The organism is Bradyrhizobium sp. HKCCYLRH3097, from assembly GCF_051167875.1.
In the GTDB taxonomy this organism is placed as follows: Bacteria; Pseudomonadota; Alphaproteobacteria; order Rhizobiales; family Xanthobacteraceae; genus Bradyrhizobium.
On sequence record NZ_JBNPTX010000007.1, the window covers coordinates 160,693 to 179,569 of the forward strand.

Here is an 18,877-nt window from a genome sequence, read left to right on the forward strand (position 1 = left end):
TGCGTGGAACCGACATGTGCCTTGGCATCCCGATGCGGGTCGTGGAGTGTGACGGAGTCATGGCGCGATGCGAGGCCAAAGGCATCGAGCGCATGGTGAGTCTGTTTTTGCTTCAGCATGAAACGATCGATCCCGGCGATCACGTCGTGGTTCATGTCGGTTACGCCATCCGGAAGATGTCAGAAGCCGAAGCGTCGAGTGCATGGGATCTCTTCGACGAACTGCTTGCGGCGGAAGACGCAATGCGCGGCAATGCATGAACGCGCCATGCGGGCCGCCTGCGTCAGCCGGACTAACGTAAGGGGACGCCGTCGGCGATCGAAGCCGCGCTGCTCGATCGGGCGCTTCGCTCCGAAGCACGACGACGTGCATTTGCATGTCACGACGGCATGGACTCTGCGGACCGTTGGCCTCGATCGTCGCGGCGCGGTTCAGGGCATCCGCTTCGGGCTGGCTTTCTGCGAGGCCTCAGGCAAGCGGCTGGTGCGCTGATCAGGTAATGACGAAGCATCGATCGATTTCAGAAGCAGACAGCCAGGCCGGCCATCTTGAACGACTTTGTTCTCAGGGTGGCTTCGCGAGCGTATGCCCTCAAGCCGAGATCATCGGAAAAGTTGGAGCTGCTCTTACGAAACGCCGCAACGAATCGCCGCGAATCGGGTGAAACGAGCGTGCGCTTGCTACCCTGGCCCAGCGTAGCCGGATTCGACGAGGTGTTTTCCACATGACAGCGCGATCTCCACGCGAGGCGCCGCTTGCGCGACGAACCGGAACAGCATGGCGGCACGCCAATGTCGGCCGGCTGCTCAACAATGCGGTGCGCCGGTTCGAATCCCGGGTTCTCCAATTGATGGCCGAGGGCGGCCACGGCGGGACGCGGATCGCCCATGTCAGCCTCACCCGCAATCTCGATGTCGAGGGCACCCGGCTGACCGAGCTCGCGCGGCGGGCCTCGATGAGCAAGCAGGCGATGGGCGAGCTGGTCGATCAATGCGTCGAGCTGGGTCTGGTGTCGCGCGAGGCCGATCCGAGCGACCGGCGCGCCCGACTGGTCCGCTTCACGCCGGCCGGACTGAAATGGCTGGAGGCGTTCGGCGACGCCGTCGACGTGGCCGAAGCCGAGATGCGCAAGGAGATCGGCAAGGCCGTGATGGACGCGATCCTGCAAGGGCTGTCGGCCTACGGCGCCCGCTTCGATACGCTCGACGACACCAGATAGTCAGGTTGCTTGACTATTTTGCCGGGCGCGGTAGCCTTCCTCCGTTGCGAGGAGAAGCGCCGTGATCGAACGTCTGAGCGCCTCGGTGCTGATCGTGGGCGGCGGTCCGTGCGGGCTGATGCTGGCCAACGAGCTTGGCCGCCGCGGCGTGTCCGCAATCCTGGTCGACGAGAAGCCGGGAACGGCCTTCAACCCGCAGGCCAACGCGACGCAGGCGCGGACGATGGAGCATTTCCGCCGGCTCGGCTTCGCCGACGAGGTCCGGCGCGCCGGCCTGCCCGCGGATTACCCGACCGACGTCGCCTATTTCACGCGCTACACGGCGCATGAGCTGGCACGTTTTCAATTGCCGTCCGCAGCACGCGCGACGGAACTGGTGAAGGGTCTGTCCGGCTCGTGGAGCGCAGCAGAGCTGCCGCACCGGGTGTCGCAGAAATTCGTCGAGGCGATCCTGCGTAGGCACGCGGCGCAGCTTGCGGGCATTCAGTTGCGCTACGGACATCGGTTGATCGGCTACGTCGCGGATGACGGCGGCATTGCCGCCGACGTCGAGCGTGTCAGCGACGGCGCGCGCTGCGAGGTCGCGGCCGATTTCCTGATCGGCGCCGACGGTCCGCGCTCCCCGGTGCGACAATCGCTCGGGATCTCCTACGGCGGAACGACGGGAATACGGCGCGATTTCATGGGCGGCCGCATGCTCGCGGTCTATCTCCGCTCGCCGGAGTTCTACGCCAGTGTCCCGCATGCGCGGGCCTGGATGTATGTCTGCTTCAATCGAGACCGCCGCGCCTTCATGGCCGCAGTGAACGGACGCGACGAGTTTGCCTTCCACACCCAGCTGCGGCCCGGCGAGGACGAAAGCGCGATCACTGCCGATGATGCAAGGACAGCGTTCCAGCGCGCCTGCGGTGCGCCCATTCCCTGCGAGGTGCTTTCGCACCTCACCTGGACCGCGGGTCATGCGCTGGTCGCCGAGCGCCTGCAGCGCGGCCGGGTCTTCCTTGGCGGCGATGCGGCGCATCTGTTCACGCCGACCGGCGGACTCGGCTACAACACCGCGATCGAGGACGCGGTCAATCTGGGCTGGAAGCTCGCGAGCGTCGTCAAGGGAACGAGCCCCGTCTCGCTGCTCGACAGCTACGAGGCCGAGCGCCGTCCGGTGGCGCTGCGCAACACCGGCTTCGCGCGCGGCTTTGCGGATTCGCTCGGCCTGTTTGCCGCGGTGCCCGAGATCGAGGACGCGACCGCGGCCGGCGACGAGGCACGGCGCATCGCCAGCGCCTATCTCGATCAGCATGCGCGCGCCGAGTTCAACATCCCCGGCGTCACCTTCGGCGGCCGCTATGATGGCTCACCGATCATCGTCCCCGATGGCACCCGGCCGCCGCCGGATGCGGCCAACGCCTACGTGCCGAGCGCCTGTCCCGGCGGCCGCGCGCCGCACGCCTGGCTGGAGCAAGGTATCTCGCTGTACGACCGCTTCGGCTTCGAATGGACGCTGCTGCGGTGTGAGGGCAGCGACCTCGATGAGGATCAACTCCGTGAGGCCATGGGGCCGCTGCGTGCCGATGTCGAGATCGTCACCTTGCCGCGGGCCCTGCGCGATCTCTACGAGGCCGACCTCGCGTTGATCCGTCCCGATCAGATCGTGGCCTGGCGCGGGAGCGCGGCGCAGGCCGGCCTGCTTCGACGCGTGCTGGCTCGGGCGCTCGGAGGAGATGCACGCACTCACTGAGCGCTGTCTGGCGCGGGTCCGATACCGAGAAGCCATCGATGTCGTGCTGCGGGGGCGTGCCGCAGCATTTGGAACCCGCCGCGTACTTGCGCGCGGAAGCATTCTGCAGGGCAGCCACGCGGGGCTTAGGAACGATCGTCGGGCGAGGCTCTTGCCGTCGGGACGATCAAGAGCCAACCCCTCGGAGATCAACGATGAGCAGGATGATCCACAACCATCAGACGAAAGCGATCCGAATTGCCATGGCCGCCTCTGCCGTGACCGTGTTGGTGGCCGGCGGCGCGGTCGCCGCTCCGAAAGGTCCGTCGCCCGCCAAGGATCAGCATTTCATGACCGAGGCGATCGAGGGCGACATGTCCGAGGTGAACATGGGCAAGCTGGCGCAGCAGAAGGGGCAGAGCGATCAGGTCAAGCAGTTCGGGCAGGCCTTGCAGCAGGACCATAGCGAGCATCTGCAGAAGGCGCAGCAGCTTGCGAGCCAGAACGGGATGAAGATGCCGTCCGAGCCGAGCAAGAAGCAGAAGGCCATCTACAGCCGGTTGGAAGGCATGTCCGGCGGTCGGTTCGACCAGGCGTTCGCGCAGGCGATGGTTCGCGATCACCAGGAGGATATCAAGAAGTATCAGAAGCAGGCCGCGGCAAACTCACCGCTGTCGGACTTCGCCCAGCAGACCGTGCCGGTGCTGCAGAAGCACCTCGACATGGCGAAATCATTGGCGAAATGACATGGGCCAGAGCGACCACGATGCCTCAGCCTTGTCCGGGCGTCGTGATCGCCAATGATCGCGCCATCTGAAGAACAAGTTTGCCGACCACGAGGCCAATGCAACGCTGGCTGAGACGCTGGCGAAGCAGCCTCGCAAGATGGCCGAGCCGGGACCGGCGGAAAATCGCACGTCGGCACTGCGTGTTCGGCATCGGAGTGTCGTCCGCCCCAGCATTGCCCGACCTTCGTCCGGCTGCTAGCGTTCTCCCATGAGGCACGGGCAAGCGATAAGACGATGACTGACGTGATGACCGAATCGGAAAAGGCGCAGCAGATCGTGGCTGCGCTGAGGGCGGCGGAGGCGAGCCCGCCGGAAGCGGCACTGCAGACGTTGAACGGCCTGATGGGCCTCGTCCGCAGCCCGAGCGCGGAGCAGCCGCTCGAGGTGGAGGAGGCGCGCTCCGCGGCCTTCATGTCGATCTGCGAGGTCGGCAAGGCACTGCATCGCGGGCAGCCGACGGAGGCGCTGTGGCCGACGGCGCTGTCGGCCAGCGAACGCTGGCTGGCGCTTGCCAAGTGAGCAAGGGCGAGTGAGGACGAGCCAGACCGGTGCGGACCGCATGAGTTGGCGTGCCATGGCGCCAAGCGATCTTGCTGATGTCGATGGGATCGCAGCCCGCGTGCACCCGGACTATCCCGAGGACAGGAGTGTTTTCGCGGAGCGCCTGCGTCTCCACCCTGATGGATGCCGCGTGCTGCGTGGGACCGGCGCCGGCATCGCCGGCTATGTGCTCAGCCATCCCTGGCATCTCGGCCGGCCGCCGGCCTTGAACCGGCTGATCGGAAGCATTCCGTCGGCTGCATCGACCTACTACATCCACGATCTCGCCTTGCTGCCCGGGGTTCGCGGCCGCGGCTCGGCGACCGTGATCGTCGAGGAACTGATCCGACACGCGCGTGCGCTCGGCCTGGAGTCGCTGTCGCTGATCGCCGTCAACGGCTCGACGCCATTCTGGGAGAGGCAAGGATTTGCGGTCGACAAGGCAGCCGCCGCGGATCCGACCGGCAGCTATGGCAGCGACGCGAACCTGATGATCCTGCGGCTCGCCTGAATTGCGCGCGCTTCTTTCGCGGCGGGGGTACAATGCGTAGCGGCCCGGCGATGGGCCGGGCCGCTCGCTGTTCTTGACGTGCTCTATTCCGGCATCGACATCGGCCGCCGCCACATGTCGCGCCGCCGGCTGAAGCGATTGGCGTGCAGCATCCATCCGGTGACAGGCTTGCCGTCGCGGTGACGGCCACCGCTCTCCGCAGCCGCCCAGGCGGCGACGGCGCCGAGCAGCAGCGCGGTGGCCACCGAGAACGCCAGGATGACGGTGCCGGCGCGCGTGCGCGAGATCGCGTTCTTGGCTTCTGCGATCACGCTGTCCACCCGCCGCTCGGCATCGGGAGCAGCGAGACCGGTCGTGCCGCTGACGAGCTGCACGAGATAGCTGCGATCCTCCGGGCTGACGCCATTGTGGCTCGACGCCGTGAGCAGGATGCGGCCGGCCTCGCCGCGTGCGGGGGCGAGATCCGGGCTGGGTGCTCGCCGCGGCGCGCGGAACAGATGGTCGAGCTCATAGCTCAGGATCGATGGTTCATTGGCCGTCGCCGGCGCAGTCAGTGGATTGGTCCGCGTCGCCGCGGACGCGCCGAGCACGGCCAGGATAGCGCCGAGCACGACTGCCAGCGCCCAGGCTGAGACGCCATGCAGGCCGTCGCGCTTTTCGATCTCTTCGCTTTCGGCAAGCCCGTGCGTTGCGCGCAAGCGGCCCGCCATGTAGCCGCCGCAGCCGAAGCTGATCAGCGCCTGCAGCACCAGATAGAGGCCGGACAGGAGCCAGAGCGCCACCGAGGCGTCGCGCCATGTCGGCGCGGTGGAGCTGACACCGAGGCCGACCGACATGGCAAAGCTGATCAGGATCGAAGAGACCGCGGCGGCGGTCAGGGCTCCTGCAACGACCGGCGTCCATTGCAGGGTCCAGCTATCGGCCGTCGCGCTTGAAAGGGGTGATGTGACGAGCGGCGCAGTTTCCATGGCCATGATGTCGTCTCAGCGCAGACCGAAGAACGACAGAACGGCCATGATGACCACGATCAACCCCACGAGATAAATCAGTCCGTCCATGATGATCCTCCTCCGGTTCGACATTGGTCGCCGTATAAGCAACAGCGAGGCGCAATGTTCCGTGCACGTATCAGCGGAGGAGGAGAGGACGCGTGACCGCCGGCCTCGGATGGGACTTGCCGCAACAGCTAACGGATCATGAGCCAAAGGATCATGGTGCCGTTGCGCGATGCAATAGAGCAGGGCCAGGGGGGCGTGGCGGCCAGAGATGTCGCCGCCAGCCATGTTTCAATTGTTGCCAGGTTTGGATGGATCGCGCGGCTCATTCCCCGCGCGAGGGCTGACGCAATGACCCGCGGTCAATAGCGTGGGTCGTAGCCGCGCTGCCGGGCATAGGCGTAAGCGGGGTTGATGCCGCAGCCCGCATCGGTCCCCGAGGCCGCCGCCTGGCACTGACGATAGGTGGAGAACTGACAGTTGCCCGGATAGCCCCACATCCTGCCCTGCAGGCAGAAGCGGTCTTGCGCGGCGGAAGCCGGTGAGATCGCGGCGAAGCTCGCGAGGACGGCGGTGGCAGACAGCGAGGCAAATAACAGGCGGCGCATGCGTTTATCCTTGCGTTGAAAAGTACTATTGCAACGCGAGGGGGCGCAGGCCCGTTCCTCGCGCGCAACATCAACTGTTTTGTGTCGGCGGCGCAGCGACGCGTTCACAGGCCGACGAAATTGTCTGGATGTTGGCGCTTGCCCGAGTTGGCCTTTTGAAGATCAGAGGACTCCACCGTTGCGGAGCTTGGCAACGCGCGTCATGGCGTGATGCCGGAACATTCGTCCACCGCTCCGGTTGCTTTTGGCCGCTGGTGATGGACCGATCCCATGTTTCGCCGATCCAAGACGTCAGACGCCGCACATCGCGACTCTTCGAGCGTTTTCGCGAGCCGCCCGCGCGCACCTGGCACCGGCGGGATGCTGGCTCTGCTCGGGTTCGCGTTCCTGATCCACTATTTCGATCAGCGGCCCGAACAGACGGAAGGCTCGGGAGGCGCGCGCCGGTCCGGCGCTGGACACGGCCGGCTGGCGCGTTCGCCCGCGGAGCTTCCCGCGCGCGGCTGGAAGGACGTCCTGTTCCGGGTCTATGAAAACGTCACCGAGCACAGGATCGTCGCGCTCGCCGCAGGCATGACGTTCTACACCCTGCTGGCGATCTTTCCGGCGCTGGCCGCGTTGGTGGCAATCTACGGCCTGTTCTCCGATCCGGCCAAAATCACCGGACATCTGGAACAGTTGCAGGGCGTGATGCCCGGCGGCGCCATCGACATCGCGCGCGACCAGTTGACGCGCGTCTCTGCCAACGGCCGTCAGGCGCTGGGCATCACCTTCCTCGTCAGCCTGGCGATCTCGCTGTGGAGCGCCAATGCGGCGATGAAGTCGCTGTTCGACACACTCAACATCGTCTATCGCGAGCCCGAGAGGCGCGGCTTCATCAAGCTGAACGCGATTTCGCTGCTGTTCACCGGCGGCGCGATCCTGTTCGCGCTGCTTGCGATCGGCGCCGTCGTCGTGCTCCCGGTGCTGCTGAACTATCTCGGCATGTCCGGGGCCGGCGACCTGGTGCTGCGGATCGGCCGCTGGCCGGCGATCTTCATCTGCGTCGCGCTCGGACTGGCCCTGATCTATCGCTACGGGCCGGACCGCGAGGAGCCCAGATGGCGCTGGATCAGTTGGGGCAGCGCGCTGGCGGCGGCGCTGTGGCTCGCGGGCTCGGCGTTGTTTTCCTGGTATGCGGCGAATTTCGGCAGCTTCAACGCGACCTACGGCTCGCTCGGCGCCGCCATCGGCTTCATGACCTGGATCTGGATCTCCGCCATCGTGATCCTGATCGGTGCCGAGCTCGATGCCGAATTGGAGCATCAGACCCTGCGCGACACCACCACCGGCGCCGCACAGCCACTTGGCACCCGCGGCGCCACGATGGCTGACACGGTGGGCCGTGGGAGCTGATCTGCCGTCGGCTGAGAATGCAGCCGTGCGAGATGCCGCACGGGGATCGCAACGCACGGGGCCCGCGCCACGGCGACCTCGTGGAACCGCCCGCCTGAGACGGAACCCGGGAACCCGAGGCGGATCCGCTGTGTTCCTATCGGGTCGTCGCGAAGCCCCGAATTGTCGGGTTCGCTGCGGCGTCGTCTCGATTGTCACGACGGAGCTTATGCATGACGGAGCAGCCTGTTCGCGGAAGCGACGAGGGTGGGCCCAGGGATCTGCCGCGCATTTCCACCGGAAGTGAAGGCCTCGACGACATTCTCGGCGGCGGCTTCGATCCCAATCGCCTGTATCTGTATGAAGGCCGTCCCGGCACCGGGAAAACCACCATCGCGCTGCAGTTCCTGCTGAAGGGCGCAAGTTGTGGCGAGCGCGTGCTGTACATCACGCTGTCGGAAACCCGGCGCGAGCTGGAGGTCGTGGCGCGGCGCCATGGCTGGTCGCTCGCCGGCGTCGACATGTTCGAGCTGGTGCCGCCGGAAACGACGCTCGACCCGGAGCGCGAGCTCACCGTGTTCCATCCGGCGGAGGTGGAGCTCAGCGAGACCACCGGTCTGATGTTCAACGAGGTCGAGCGCATCAATCCCAGCCGTGTTGTGATCGACAGCCTGTCGGAGCTCCGGCTGCTGGCCCAGAGCCCGCTGCGCTATCGCCGCCAGGTGCTCGCGCTGAAGCACTTCTTCACCAAGCGCAACTGCACCGTCGTCCTGCTCGACGACCTGTCATCCTCGCAGGACGACCTGCAGCTCCACTCGGTCGCGCATGGTGTCGTGATGCTGGAGCAGCTCGCGATCGAATATGGCGCGGAGCGCCGCCGGCTGCGCGTGATCAAGATGCGCGGCATCTCGTTCCGGGGCGGCTTCCATGATTTCACGATCGCCTCGGGCGGGCTCAGGATCTTTCCGCGCCTGGTCGCCGCGGAGCATCACCGATCCTTCGCCGGCGATTTCACCTCGAGCGGCAACGCCGAGCTCGATCAGCTCCTGGGCGGCGGGCTGGAGCGCGGCACCAATGCGCTTCTCATCGGTGGGGCCGGTGTCGGCAAATCCTCGGTGGCGCTGATCTACGCGATCGCGGCGGCCCAGCGCGGCGAGCACGCCGTCTTCTTCGCGTTCGACGAGGGCCGCGGCACCGTGGAAGCCCGTGCCCGGACGCTCGGCCTGCCGCTCGAACGCCATATCGAATCCGGGCGCATCCATTTCCAGCAGGTCGACCCGGCCGAGCTGTCGCCGGGCGAATTCGGCGCCATCGTTCGGCAGAGCGTCGAGCAGGACGGCGCCCGCCTGATCGTCATCGACAGTCTCAACGGCTATCTCAACGCGATGCCCGACGAGCGCTTTCTCATCCTGCAGATGCATGAGCTGCTGACCTATCTCGGCCAGCAGGGTGTGCTGACCATCCTCGTGCTCGCGCAGCACGGTCTGGTCGGGCCGATGGATACGCCGCTGGACATCAGCTATCTCAGCGATGCCGTGCTGATGCTGCGCTATTTCGAGGTGGGAGGGGCGGTGCGACGCGCATTGTCGGTGGTCAAGAAGCGCAGCGGTCACCACGAGCACAGCATCCGCGAGTTTCGCCTGAGCAGCTCCGGCATCACCCTCGGCCCGCCGCTCAGGGAATTCAGCGGAATATTTTCCGGCAATCCGCGCTTCACCGGAACGGACATCCCCGACATGGACGTGCGGGATGGGCATTGAGCGAGATCACCGCGTCCTCGTCTTCGCGCCGATCGGGCGGGACGGGCCGGCATCGGCAGAGCTGCTCCGCAGTGCAAGAATCGAGACGACCGTCTGCTCTGACCTCACGCAGCTGCTCGGTGAGTTGAGCGCGGGCGTGGGCACGGTCTTCGTGGCCGAGGAAGGGTTGTTCGCAAAGGATACCGCCGCCCTCACGCAATGGGTCGAGCGGCAGCCGGCCTGGTCCGATTTGCCCTTTATCGTGCTCACGAGTCACCGCGAGCAGAGTGCCGTCGTCACGTGGCGGCGCAATCTGGTAAGCGCGCTGCGCAATGTCTCGCTGCTCGAACGGCCGGTCCAGCCGATCACGCTCACCAGCGCCGTTCAATCCGCGCTGCGGGCGCGACGTCGTCAATACGAGATTCGCTCCCTCATCGAGGCGCGCGAGCAGGCGGCGCAGCAGCTCGAGCAACTCGTCGTCGAGCGGACGCGGGCGCTCGCGGAGTCGAACGAGCATCTTCGCATCGAGATGGCCGAGCGCGCGCGGGTCGAGGAGACCCTGCGCCAGACGCAGAAGATCGAGGCCATCGGCCGGCTGACCGGCGGCGTCGCGCACGACTTCAACAATCTGCTGATGGTGATCTCCGGCGGGCTCGACATGCTCGACCGCCAGAGCGATCCGGCGCGGCGTCGCCGCCTGATGGACGGCATGATCCAGGCGGCGCAGCGGGGCGCCAGCCTGACCCGCCAGCTGCTCGCGTTCTCGCGCCGGCAGGAGCTGCGGCCCGAGCCGGTCGACATCGCCCGCCAGATCGGCGGCATGCGCGAGCTGCTCGACCGCAGCCTGCGCGGCGACGTGCACGTCGAGTTCGATTTCCCCGATGCGCTCTGGCCCGTCGAGGTCGACCCCGGCGAGCTCGAGCTCGTCGTGCTGAATCTCGCCGTCAACGCTCGCGACGCGATGCCGACCGGCGGCACGATCGTGGTTCGGGCCGAGAACCTCCGCAATGTGCAAGACGATCAGATCGCCGGCGACTACGTCCGCCTGTCGGTGATCGACACCGGCACCGGCATGACGGAGGAGGTTCGCGTCCGGGTGTTCGAGCCGTTCTTCACGACCAAGGACGTCGGCAAAGGGTCCGGCCTCGGGCTGGCCCAGGTCTATGGATTCGTCACCCAGTCACGCGGCACCGTCCGCATCGACTCGGAGCCGGGCAAGGGGACGACGATTGCGCTCTACCTTCCGAGGTCCGAGCACGCGGCGTCCAGGGAGCCGCACCATCTGATCGATCTGCAGCGGCCCCAGGCCCGCCGGCGCAACGAAGGCCGCGTGCTGCTGGTCGAGGATGACGATGAGGTCGCTGCGCTCGTCGGCGAGATGCTCCGCCAGCTCGGCTATGAGGTGACCCGCGCCTCCAGCGCGGCCGCGGCGCTCGGTGCGCTGGCCGACGGACGAACCGTCGATCTCGTGTTCTCCGACGTCATGATGCCGGGGGGCATGAACGGTGTCGAGCTGGCGCGCGAGATTCAGAAACGGCGCGGCGACATGCCGATCCTGCTGACGAGCGGCTATTCGGGCGCTGCCGTTCACGCCGCCAAGGAGGCGGGCGTCCGCATCCTGTCGAAGCCATATCGCATCGACGAACTGGCGACCGCACTCGATGCTGTGAAGATGGACCACGTCTGGTCGCAGGCGCGCATCTCGTGATACGGGGGGCTGATGGTGAGCTGCTGATAGCGAGCTGCGGCCTTGGACCTCTCCAGTTTGCGATCAACCGCGCTCGATCAGCACCGAAACCGTGACATGCCCGACCTCGCCGTCATCGGAGCTGACCTTGAGGCGGACGTTCGTGGAGGAGGGATCGAGCCGGTCGCGCGCGATTGCAAGCGCGGTGTCCGCCGTCTGCATCAGCACCGTCTCGACATCATCGAAATCGACGCCATCGCCGCGCATTTCGCCAGGACTTGTCACATAGAAGCGCATCTCGTTCGTCCTGATCTGCCGTCACCCGAAGGCGGGAGCCGTCGATCTGGTGGAGATATGCGGGATCGAACCCTCCAGCAGCCACGACCATCTCAAAATCGAACATTGTGACAAGGTTCCTGCGGATGTCCGGAACACCCTGACTGCGGACCTCCTGAAGCACCCGCTTCACATGCACCGTGCTGAGAGCGAGGGCTTCGGCGAGCGCAGGCTCGTAATCGGGAACTGATACTCGTTGTCGGCGACAAGACCGACCTCCGCCAGGCGTTGTCGCAGCTCAGCGACGAGATGCGCCACGCGTGCCGCTGCCGAGCCAAAGCCGAGGTGCCGCGGTGTCGATGGTGTTCAGCTCGTGCCGTCGCAACCGGCGGGTCAGGATCGTCATGGGATGCCTGACCCGCTCGCGATGGCGAAGCTCAAGACCATCGGCTTGAGGCAGGGTCTGCAGGACCGGAGGCGATCATCGAAAACGGCCGAATGCGAGGTCTGTTCCTCGCGGATCAGTTTTTTGCCGGCAGCCAGCCGCGACCGAACCGGTGCTCACCGCCGGTCGCCCATCCAATTGACAGATCCGCAGGCGTTACAATTGAACAGACGCGCCGCTTCGCCGGTTCGTGGGTTCAGGATGCTCTGAACCGCGCGCGCCGGTTGTCCGCAGCCGCGGCAGCGCGCCGGCTCGGTCCGACCGCTGTGGGAGTCACTGCTCTGATCCGACACGTCTGCCATGGCTGCCCCGAAACGGACGAGAGCGGGCGGTGGATCAGGTCGACCGCGCACGCCGGTCTGAGATGGGAGTGGGGGCGCCCGACGCTGGCCTTTTCTGGTCGATCCGCGGTTCCCCGCACCCGGCCGCGCTGCGATGACCCGCCGAGAAAATAGATGGCGTCGGTGTCGGACCGCCGAACCTTGCATCGTCCTCTGCGAAGGACACGGAGGACTCCAGACATGACCCCCAGAATAGTCACTGCGGACGAATGGACCGAAGCGCATCGCGCCCACCTCGCCCAGGAGAAGGCCTTCATCAGGCAGCGCGATGCGCTGGCTGCCGCCCGCCGGGCGCTGCCGTGGGTCCGGGTCGAGAAGGACTATGTCTTCCAGGCGGCGGACGGACCCGTGAGCCTGGGCGATCTGTTTCAGGGACGGAGCCAGCTGATCGTCTATCATTTCATGATGGCGCCTGGCGATCCGCACCGCTGTCCCGGCTGCTCGTTTCTGTGCGACCACATCGACGGCGCCAACCAGCACCTCCGCCACCACGACGTCAGCCTGGTCGTCGTGTCGCGTGCGCCGCTCGCCGAGATCGCGCCGTTCAAGGCGCGCATGGGCTGGGCGTTCGACTGGGTGTCATCCGAGGGCAGTGATTTCAACTTCGACTTTCAGGTCTCGTTCTCGGACGAGCAGATCGCGACGGGCAAGGCCGCCTACAATTTCGCGCCCTTGACGAGCAGGTCGCCCGAGCTCCCGGGCCTGACCGTGTTCACCAAGGACGACGCCGGCAACATCTTCTGCACGTTCCAGGTCCGCTCCCGCGGCGGCGATCCCCTGATCGGCGCCTACCACTATCTCGATCTCACGCCCAAGGGCCGCAACGAGACCGGCCGCGGCAATCTCTCCGATTGGGTGCGCCTGCACGATCAATATGAGGAAAGCGGCGCGCGAGACTGTCATTGCGGCCGGTAGATCGAAACGAGTAGGGCGGATCAGCGCAGCGTGATCCGCGGCGCCGTCAGTGCCGCCATGCGGACACAGGAAATCGTGAAGGGTTCTCATAGGATCGATGCCCGGTCGGCGGACTTGCGTGATGACGCATTCGAGGAGGCTTCCATGCGCCGAGCCATGTTGCGACTGACGATATCAGCCCTGGTTTTTGCCTGCGGCACCGCCGCCGCGCTGGCGCAAAGCCAGACCACGCCGGATCAGCAGAAGATGCCGCCTGCGATGGCCCCGGGAACCGGCTCGCCGATGGGCGGCATGATGGGCGGCGGCATGATGGGGCATATGCCCGGCCCGATGGGACGCGGCGGGATGGGCGGCGGCGTCATGGGCCCGGCATTGATGCGCATGGTGTTCGCACTTGTCGACACCGACGGCGACGGCACGATCTCGCTGCAGGAATTCCAGGCGGCGCATGAGCGCATCTTCAAGGCCATGGACAGCAACAAGGACGGCAAGTTGACCCCGGAAGAGATGCAGGCGTTCATGCACGGGCCGCAATGACCGGCGTCAAACCGGCGTGATGACCGGGCCTGCGCCGGCGCGAGTGCGGCCATTTCGCTGATCTCGATCAAGTGCCCGCCGCACGGACGCGCAACAGTGCCGCCGTCAGATCCGATCGCCGCGTGCGACGAACTGCGTCGACGCGGCGGCAGACCAGCCGGAAAGAGGCGAGCATGACCTACTATTTTGCCAAAGCGGTAAATCTATCGTTCGACGCGGCGATCGAGCGGGTGACGGCCGAGCTGAAGGCACGCGGCTTCGGCGTTCTGACCCGCATCGATGTGCAGGCGACGCTGCGCGAGAAGATCGGCGCCGACTTTCGGCCCTACACCATTCTGGGCGCCTGCAATCCGAAGCTGGCGCATGAGGCATTGCAGGCGGAGAGCCGGATCGGCACCATGCTTCCCTGCAACGTCATCGTCCAGGAGATCGGCGGGAGGGTCGAGGTCGCCGCCGTGAATCCCGTCGCCTCGATGCAGGCCATCGAGAACGCGGCGCTCGCGACGCTCGCCACAAAGGTCTCTGACGCTTTGAAGGCGGTGGTCGAGGCGGTCTAGCTCTGCCGCCCAACGGGACCACCGCTGATCGGAGGATCGCCGGCCCAGGTGCATGACGACACCAGGGATGATGGACCGCGGTGATCGCATGCTTCCGCAGCAGAGCTGCGACAGGCATGCGATCGACCGACTTGACGCCCTACGATCTCCGCGCCACGCGCCCGATTGTCGACGCTCCGGGGGCCGCAGCGCAGCTTCCGCGCGACGTCATTGTATGTCGGACGTCATGTCACAGCGGTAGAACTACGGAAAAGCCGGAATTCTCAACGCGCTTTAACGAGAGTGGAACAAGTTGCATCAATTTTTGCGCAGACATGTCGCCGGGCGCGCGGGACGATCGTCGTCGCCGCCGACCATCTGCAAACGAACTATTCATCTGGAGGTTATCTTGTTGTTTCGATCGAACAGCCGCTCGGACGCGGAAGCACAGCTTGCAGCAATCAGTCGCGCGATGGCCGTGATCGAATTCCAGCTCGACGGCACGATCATCACCGCGAACAAGAACTTCCTGAACGCACTCGGCTATCAGCTAGAGGAAATCCAGGGCAGGCATCACAGCATGTTCGTGGAGCCTTCCGAACGCGACGGTGCCGCCTACCGCGAGTTCTGGGCGGCGCTGAGCCGCGGCGAGCTCAAGGCCGCCGAGTTCAAGCGCATCGGCAAGGGCGGTCGCGAAATCTGGATCGAAGCGTCCTATAATCCCGTCCTCGACAGCGCCGGCAAGCCGGTGAAGGTCGTCAAGTTCGCAACCGACATCACCGAGAAGAAGCTGCGCAGCATGGCCGACGGCTCCAAGCTTGCCGCCATCGACCGCGCGCAGGCCATGATCGAATTCAAGCTCGACGGCACCATCGTCAGTGCCAACAAAAATTTCCTGGATGCGCTGGGCTATCGCCTCGACGAGATCCAGGGCAAGCATCACAGCATGTTCGTCGAACCCGCGCTGCGCGACAGCGCGGCCTACCGCGAGTTCTGGGCAGCTCTCAATCGCGGCGAATATCAGGGCGGCGAATACAAGCGCATCGGCAAGGGCGGCAAGGAAGTGTGGATCCTTGCCACCTACAATCCGGTGCTGGATGCGACGGGCAGGCCAATCGGGGTCGTCAAGTTCGCAACCGATGTCACCGCGCAGAAGCTGACGAACGCCGACCTCGCCGGCCAGATCGAGGCCATCGGCAAGTCCCAGGCCGTGATCGAGTTCAACATGGACGGTACGGTCATCACCGCGAACGACAATTTCCTGCATGCGCTCGGCTACACGCTGGCCGAGATCCGGGGCAAGCATCACAGCATGTTCGTCGAACCGTCCGAGCGGGAGAGCGCCGCCTACCGCGACTTCTGGGCCAGCCTGAACCGTGGTCAGTACCAGTCGGCCGAATACAAGCGCATCGGCAAGGGCGGCCGGGAGGTCTATATCCAGGCCTCCTACAATCCCATCCTCGACCTCAACGGCAAGCCGTTCAAGGTGGTCAAATACGCGACCGACGTCACCCGGCAGGTCTTCGTTCGCATGGGCAACGAGCGCGTGCGCGCCATGATGGAATCGGTGGCGGCGGGCGCGGAGGAGCTCAACGCGTCCGTGCGGGAGATTTCCGAAGCCATGACGAAGTCGCGCGAGACCGCCATGGGCGCGGTGGACCGTGTCACCTCAGCCGACGCGCAGGCGCAGCGGCTCTCCGATGCCGCTCAGTCGATGAGCGGCATCGTCGAGATGATCCACAACATCACCGGCCAGATCAATCTGCTGGCGCTGAATGCCACCATCGAGTCCGCCAGGGCCGGCGAAGCTGGCAGGGGCTTTGCCGTCGTTGCCTCCGAGGTCAAGAACCTTGCCACCCAGGCAAAGACCGCCACCGACAAGATCGCGACCGAGATCGACAGTCTCAACAATATTTCCGGGGGCGTCGTCACGTCTCTCGGCTCGATCAAGCAGGCGATCCAGAACGTCAGCGAGTATGTGACGTCGACGGCCGCCGCCGTCGAGGAGCAGAGCACTGTCACGAGCGAGATGTCGTCCAGCATGGCGCGCGCCGCGGCCGAGGCTCAGGCGCTGGCCGAGCGCGCCGCGGCTTGAGGTCGGACCGGAAAGCACTGATCGCGCGGCGGCCTGCCAATCCAGGTCGCCGCGCCGTTGCAGGCAATGCCGCCGCCCCGCACGTCATGCGCCTGTCGTCTTCGCCGAATTCCACCTTTCTCATTGAGGCGATCCGTGGCTGATTTCCTCGCATTTCCTGCCCGAGCCCCGTTGCGGATCATCGGCGCGAAAGCAGAACGGCGGCGCGATGCGGTGGTTACCAGCGAGATCGGACGGCTGCGGCGCGAATTGGAGGCCTGGCGAAGCGCGGTCGACAATCTGGAGCGGTGCATCAGGTCGGATCCGGCCCTCGCATCGCTTGCGGCCGAGTGCGACAAGATCCGCGACCTGATCTCCGTCACTGCGGGCAAGCTTGAAACATTGCTGTAGAACCGGCTGCCCCAGGGGTCGCGAGGAGTCGTGGTCAGGCTGGGACCGGCTGCTCCGGGCAGTTCGTCAGGCGAGCCGGCGTGCCCACGGCGGTGCAGCCCGACGGCACATCGGTGGTGACGACGGCACCGGCGCCGATCTTGGCAAAATCACCGATCGCGACGTCGCCCAGCACGGTCGCGCCCGAGGCGAGCAGCACGCCGCGGCCGATCCGCGGGGCGCGGCCGGGCAGCGCGTCGTGTCGTCCGATCGTAACGTTCTGCAGAATGGTGACGTCGTGGCCGATGCTGCTGTGGGCGCCAATGACGATGCCGGTGGCATGATCGAGAAACACCGCGGTCCCGAGCCGCGCCGAGGGATGGATGCTCACCTGCAGGGATGTTGACGAGTCCGCCTGCATCAGGAGCGCCAGGTCGGACTGCCCCTTGCTCCAGAGCCAGTGCGCGACGCGATGCGCCTGCAGCGCGACGTAGCCTTTGTAGTTCAGCAGCGGCGGCAGCAGCGCCGTCGTCGCTGGATCCTGCGCCGCGATCGCCCCGAGGTCGCGACCCGCCGCCTCGACGAGCTCAGGCGCGGCGGCATACGCCTCGCGCGCGACCGCGGCAAATCGGGCGCGCGCGGCATCGCCGCTGCCGAGGCGGATGCCAATCTGCTGCGCGACGGCGCTGCCGAGATCAGAATGATCGAGGATTGCAGCCGACAGGGCGCGGCTGAACACGGGATCGGCCGTGGCGATGCGCCGGGCCTCGTGCTGGATCGACGACCAGAGCTCGGGACTGGATGGGTGTGTGTCGGCCATGGCAAAGCCTGCTCGATAACAGGTGACGGCGACAATATAGCCTGACCTGCGCGTTGCAGAAACCTGGACGACGCCTCGCGGGCGTCGTCATCCGATGTGGCCGGCGACGATCCACGCCGAAGGTCGCAGCTCGTTCAGTTCTGCGCCGTCCGCGCCGCTGCGGCGGCGACGCCCGCACCGATCAGAAGGGTGCCGCCCGCCTTGTTGAAGATGCTGATCACCTTCGTGCTCCGTACGAGCGCGCGGGCGCGCGAGGCGATCAGCGCATAGCCGACGGCGTTGGCGAAGGCGAGCACGACGAAGGTCGATTCGAACACCACCATCTGCGTGAGGAAGCTGCCGTTCGGACTGAGGAACTGCGGCAGGAACGCGACGAAGAAGGTGATGCTCTTCGGGTTCAGCGCCGTGACGATCCAGGCGTGACCGAGCATCTTCAGCGCCGAGGTCCTGTCGGTCCGCGGCACGGCGTTCAGCGCGCCGCCGGCCTGCCACAGCTTGATCCCGAGCCAGACGAGATAGGCCGCGCCGATCCATTTCAGCACGGTGAACAGCAGCGCCGAGGTCGCCAGCAACGCACCGACGCCCAGCATGGACAAGGTCATGGCGGTGAAGTCGCCCAGCGCGACGCCGACGGCCGTCGGCAGCGCGGTTCGCCACCCCTGGCCCAGCGCATAGGAGACCACCAGCAGAACCGTCGGCCCCGGGATCACCAGGAGGATGACGGACGTTCCCGCAAACGCGAACAAAGTCTCGATCGTCATGCTGATCGTCTCTCGCGAGGACATATGCGACGTTGGTATATCGAGGCGGATAGGGCCGCAATGATCTTTGTTGCGAGAGCCGCTTCGCCGTTTTCCTCGACGATCACAATCCGTCTGCCAACGCAAGACGTGTCATGAACGACCTTCGATCACTGCGGCGCTCCAAAAAAAGCGCTTTCGCTTTTCCAGAAAATGTGCTCTACTGCATCCATCCTGCTTCGCCACGAGGGGCGTATCGCGATCGTCACGACACGTGAGGCGGGGAGGCGATGGCCGCTTGCCTGTCGCAGCGTGCTTGCACGCGGACGAACGGCGGGCTTGCGGACGTGAAGTCGTGTGGTCCTGGCGCCGCGACGCTGGCGCCAAGCCGTCGGGCGATGATCCCGAGGCGACGGTGGCTAAACAGCCGTACACCGGGGAGATCACGATATAAGCGTGAAGACCATCGCGCGGGGAATGCCGGGATGTCTCGGCTGAACCTGTGGTTCCTGCCGCCTGCATTTTTTTCCGCAGGCGGGCCATGGGGGCGGCCAGCTCCCGGCATTCCCCGCGCCCTCGTGTTTCGCGAGGGATCGTCGATCCCATCAGCCCGGGCGCGTTGCGTCGC

19 protein-coding genes and 1 pseudogene are annotated in these 18,877 nt (G+C 65.8%); 15 read left to right on the plus strand and 5 right to left on the minus strand.

What is annotated here, in order from left to right:
* Nucleotides 1-14: 14 nt before the first annotated feature.
* The 7 genes and pseudogenes from ACQR0U_RS18785 to ACQR0U_RS18815 all read left to right on the plus strand — a co-directional run bounded on the left by ACQR0U_RS18785 (nucleotide 15) and on the right by ACQR0U_RS18815 (nucleotide 4,772).
* Complete coding sequence (locus tag ACQR0U_RS18785; protein WP_315752106.1) at nucleotides 15-260, plus strand: HypC/HybG/HupF family hydrogenase formation chaperone; 246 nt, start codon at nucleotides 15-17, stop codon at nucleotides 258-260.
* 163 nt (nucleotides 261-423) lie between these two features.
* Nucleotides 424-489 (plus strand): annotated as a pseudogene (locus ACQR0U_RS18790) (adenosine-specific kinase); the annotation flags it as partial.
* A gap of 235 nt (nucleotides 490-724) precedes the next feature.
* Complete coding sequence (locus tag ACQR0U_RS18795) at nucleotides 725-1,219, plus strand: MarR family winged helix-turn-helix transcriptional regulator (RefSeq protein WP_434843909.1); 495 nt, start codon at nucleotides 725-727, stop codon at nucleotides 1,217-1,219.
* Nucleotides 1,220-1,280: 61 nt separating this feature from the next.
* Nucleotides 1,281-2,954 carry an FAD-dependent oxidoreductase gene (locus ACQR0U_RS18800; RefSeq protein ID WP_434872216.1) on the plus strand — a complete coding sequence of 558 codons (1,674 nt, stop codon included), beginning with the start codon at nucleotides 1,281-1,283 and terminating at the stop codon, nucleotides 2,952-2,954.
* Nucleotides 2,955-3,148: 194 nt separating this feature from the next.
* A complete protein-coding gene (locus ACQR0U_RS18805) occupies nucleotides 3,149-3,679 on the plus strand; it encodes a DUF4142 domain-containing protein (protein ID WP_434843910.1) in 531 nt (176 codons plus the stop codon).
* A gap of 288 nt (nucleotides 3,680-3,967) precedes the next feature.
* Nucleotides 3,968-4,240, plus strand: a complete 273-nt coding sequence (locus tag ACQR0U_RS18810) for a hypothetical protein (protein ID WP_315715796.1) — start codon at nucleotides 3,968-3,970, stop codon at nucleotides 4,238-4,240.
* A gap of 55 nt (nucleotides 4,241-4,295) precedes the next feature.
* On the plus strand, nucleotides 4,296-4,772 hold the full coding sequence (locus tag ACQR0U_RS18815; protein WP_316207695.1) for a GNAT family N-acetyltransferase: 477 nt from the start codon (nucleotides 4,296-4,298) through the stop codon (nucleotides 4,770-4,772).
* 83 nt (nucleotides 4,773-4,855) lie between these two features.
* On the opposite strand, the gene ACQR0U_RS18820 is transcribed toward ACQR0U_RS18815, so the two are convergent.
* Nucleotides 4,856-5,746, minus strand: coding sequence for a hypothetical protein (locus tag ACQR0U_RS18820; protein WP_315752102.1), 891 nt, complete (start codon nucleotides 5,744-5,746; stop codon nucleotides 4,856-4,858).
* A gap of 383 nt (nucleotides 5,747-6,129) precedes the next feature.
* Nucleotides 6,130-6,375: a DUF3551 domain-containing protein gene (locus ACQR0U_RS18825; protein WP_315715474.1), complete on the minus strand. Its 246-nt coding sequence runs from the start codon at nucleotides 6,373-6,375 to the stop codon at nucleotides 6,130-6,132.
* Nucleotides 6,376-6,735: 360 nt separating this feature from the next.
* On the opposite strand from ACQR0U_RS18825, the gene ACQR0U_RS18830 reads away from it, so the two are divergent.
* From ACQR0U_RS18830 to ACQR0U_RS18840, 3 genes are all read left to right on the plus strand, one after another.
* Entirely contained in the window at nucleotides 6,736-7,770 is a 1,035-nt protein-coding gene (locus tag ACQR0U_RS18830) for a YihY/virulence factor BrkB family protein (protein ID WP_315828053.1), read from the plus strand.
* A 212-nt stretch (nucleotides 7,771-7,982) separates the two neighbouring features.
* Complete coding sequence (locus ACQR0U_RS18835) at nucleotides 7,983-9,509, plus strand: ATPase domain-containing protein (protein WP_315752100.1); 1,527 nt, start codon at nucleotides 7,983-7,985, stop codon at nucleotides 9,507-9,509.
* Nucleotides 9,499-11,196, plus strand: a complete 1,698-nt coding sequence (locus ACQR0U_RS18840) for a response regulator (protein WP_434843911.1) — start codon at nucleotides 9,499-9,501, stop codon at nucleotides 11,194-11,196. The genes ACQR0U_RS18835 and ACQR0U_RS18840 overlap by 11 nt, the downstream gene beginning before the upstream one ends.
* A gap of 63 nt (nucleotides 11,197-11,259) precedes the next feature.
* Here the strand turns inward: ACQR0U_RS18840 and ACQR0U_RS18845 are convergent, their stop codons facing one another.
* Nucleotides 11,260-11,472, minus strand: coding sequence for a hypothetical protein (locus ACQR0U_RS18845; RefSeq protein WP_315752098.1), 213 nt, complete (start codon nucleotides 11,470-11,472; stop codon nucleotides 11,260-11,262).
* A gap of 945 nt (nucleotides 11,473-12,417) precedes the next feature.
* On the opposite strand from ACQR0U_RS18845, the gene ACQR0U_RS18850 reads away from it, so the two are divergent.
* The 5 genes from ACQR0U_RS18850 (at nucleotide 12,418) to ACQR0U_RS18870 (ending at nucleotide 16,710) form a co-directional block, all read left to right on the plus strand.
* Nucleotides 12,418-13,152, plus strand: coding sequence for a DUF899 domain-containing protein (locus ACQR0U_RS18850; RefSeq protein WP_434843912.1), 735 nt, complete (start codon nucleotides 12,418-12,420; stop codon nucleotides 13,150-13,152).
* A gap of 30 nt (nucleotides 13,153-13,182) precedes the next feature.
* Complete coding sequence (locus ACQR0U_RS18855; protein ID WP_434843913.1) at nucleotides 13,183-13,689, plus strand: EF-hand domain-containing protein; 507 nt, start codon at nucleotides 13,183-13,185, stop codon at nucleotides 13,687-13,689.
* A gap of 173 nt (nucleotides 13,690-13,862) precedes the next feature.
* On the plus strand, nucleotides 13,863-14,246 hold the full coding sequence (locus ACQR0U_RS18860; protein WP_316171943.1) for a DUF302 domain-containing protein: 384 nt from the start codon (nucleotides 13,863-13,865) through the stop codon (nucleotides 14,244-14,246).
* A gap of 451 nt (nucleotides 14,247-14,697) precedes the next feature.
* The gene (locus ACQR0U_RS18865; protein ID WP_315715483.1) at nucleotides 14,698-16,320 is read left to right on the plus strand and encodes a methyl-accepting chemotaxis protein; all 1,623 of its coding nucleotides are present in this window, start codon (nucleotides 14,698-14,700) and stop codon (nucleotides 16,318-16,320) included.
* Between the two features lie 135 nt (nucleotides 16,321-16,455).
* The gene (locus ACQR0U_RS18870; protein WP_434843914.1) at nucleotides 16,456-16,710 is read left to right on the plus strand and encodes a hypothetical protein; all 255 of its coding nucleotides are present in this window, start codon (nucleotides 16,456-16,458) and stop codon (nucleotides 16,708-16,710) included.
* Between the two features lie 34 nt (nucleotides 16,711-16,744).
* Here the strand turns inward: ACQR0U_RS18870 and ACQR0U_RS18875 are convergent, their stop codons facing one another.
* Nucleotides 16,745-17,509, minus strand: a complete 765-nt coding sequence (locus ACQR0U_RS18875) for a serine O-acetyltransferase (RefSeq protein WP_434843915.1) — start codon at nucleotides 17,507-17,509, stop codon at nucleotides 16,745-16,747.
* Between the two features lie 134 nt (nucleotides 17,510-17,643).
* Entirely contained in the window at nucleotides 17,644-18,270 is a 627-nt protein-coding gene (locus ACQR0U_RS18880; RefSeq protein WP_316226591.1) for a LysE family translocator, read from the minus strand.
* Nucleotides 18,271-18,877: the final 607 nt, after the last annotated feature.

Excerpts from the sequence above, each read along its gene's own strand:
- ACQR0U_RS18815 (WP_316207695.1), top strand. The coding sequence starts at position 4,296 with ATGGCGCCAAGCGATCTTGCTGATGTCGATGGGATCGCAGCCCGCGTG.
- ACQR0U_RS18785 (WP_315752106.1), top strand. The coding sequence starts at position 15 with ATGTGCCTTGGCATCCCGATGCGGGTCGTGGAGTGTGACGGAGTCATG.
- ACQR0U_RS18805 (WP_434843910.1), top strand. The coding sequence starts at position 3,149 with ATGAGCAGGATGATCCACAACCATCAGACGAAAGCGATCCGAATTGCC.
- ACQR0U_RS18860 (WP_316171943.1), top strand. The coding sequence starts at position 13,863 with ATGACCTACTATTTTGCCAAAGCGGTAAATCTATCGTTCGACGCGGCG.
- ACQR0U_RS18850 (WP_434843912.1), top strand. The coding sequence starts at position 12,418 with ATGACCCCCAGAATAGTCACTGCGGACGAATGGACCGAAGCGCATCGC.
- ACQR0U_RS18795 (WP_434843909.1), top strand. The coding sequence starts at position 725 with ATGACAGCGCGATCTCCACGCGAGGCGCCGCTTGCGCGACGAACCGGA.
- ACQR0U_RS18845 (WP_315752098.1), bottom strand. The coding sequence starts at position 11,472 with ATGCGCTTCTATGTGACAAGTCCTGGCGAAATGCGCGGCGATGGCGTC.
- ACQR0U_RS18835 (WP_315752100.1), top strand. The coding sequence starts at position 7,983 with ATGACGGAGCAGCCTGTTCGCGGAAGCGACGAGGGTGGGCCCAGGGAT.
- ACQR0U_RS18840 (WP_434843911.1), top strand. The coding sequence starts at position 9,499 with ATGGGCATTGAGCGAGATCACCGCGTCCTCGTCTTCGCGCCGATCGGG.
- ACQR0U_RS18875 (WP_434843915.1), bottom strand. The coding sequence starts at position 17,509 with ATGGCCGACACACACCCATCCAGTCCCGAGCTCTGGTCGTCGATCCAG.
- ACQR0U_RS18830 (WP_315828053.1), top strand. The coding sequence starts at position 6,736 with ATGCTGGCTCTGCTCGGGTTCGCGTTCCTGATCCACTATTTCGATCAG.
- ACQR0U_RS18825 (WP_315715474.1), bottom strand. The coding sequence starts at position 6,375 with ATGCGCCGCCTGTTATTTGCCTCGCTGTCTGCCACCGCCGTCCTCGCG.
- ACQR0U_RS18810 (WP_315715796.1), top strand. The coding sequence starts at position 3,968 with ATGACCGAATCGGAAAAGGCGCAGCAGATCGTGGCTGCGCTGAGGGCG.
- ACQR0U_RS18865 (WP_315715483.1), top strand. The coding sequence starts at position 14,698 with ATGGCCGTGATCGAATTCCAGCTCGACGGCACGATCATCACCGCGAAC.
- ACQR0U_RS18820 (WP_315752102.1), bottom strand. The coding sequence starts at position 5,746 with ATGGCCATGGAAACTGCGCCGCTCGTCACATCACCCCTTTCAAGCGCG.
- ACQR0U_RS18880 (WP_316226591.1), bottom strand. The coding sequence starts at position 18,270 with ATGACGATCGAGACTTTGTTCGCGTTTGCGGGAACGTCCGTCATCCTC.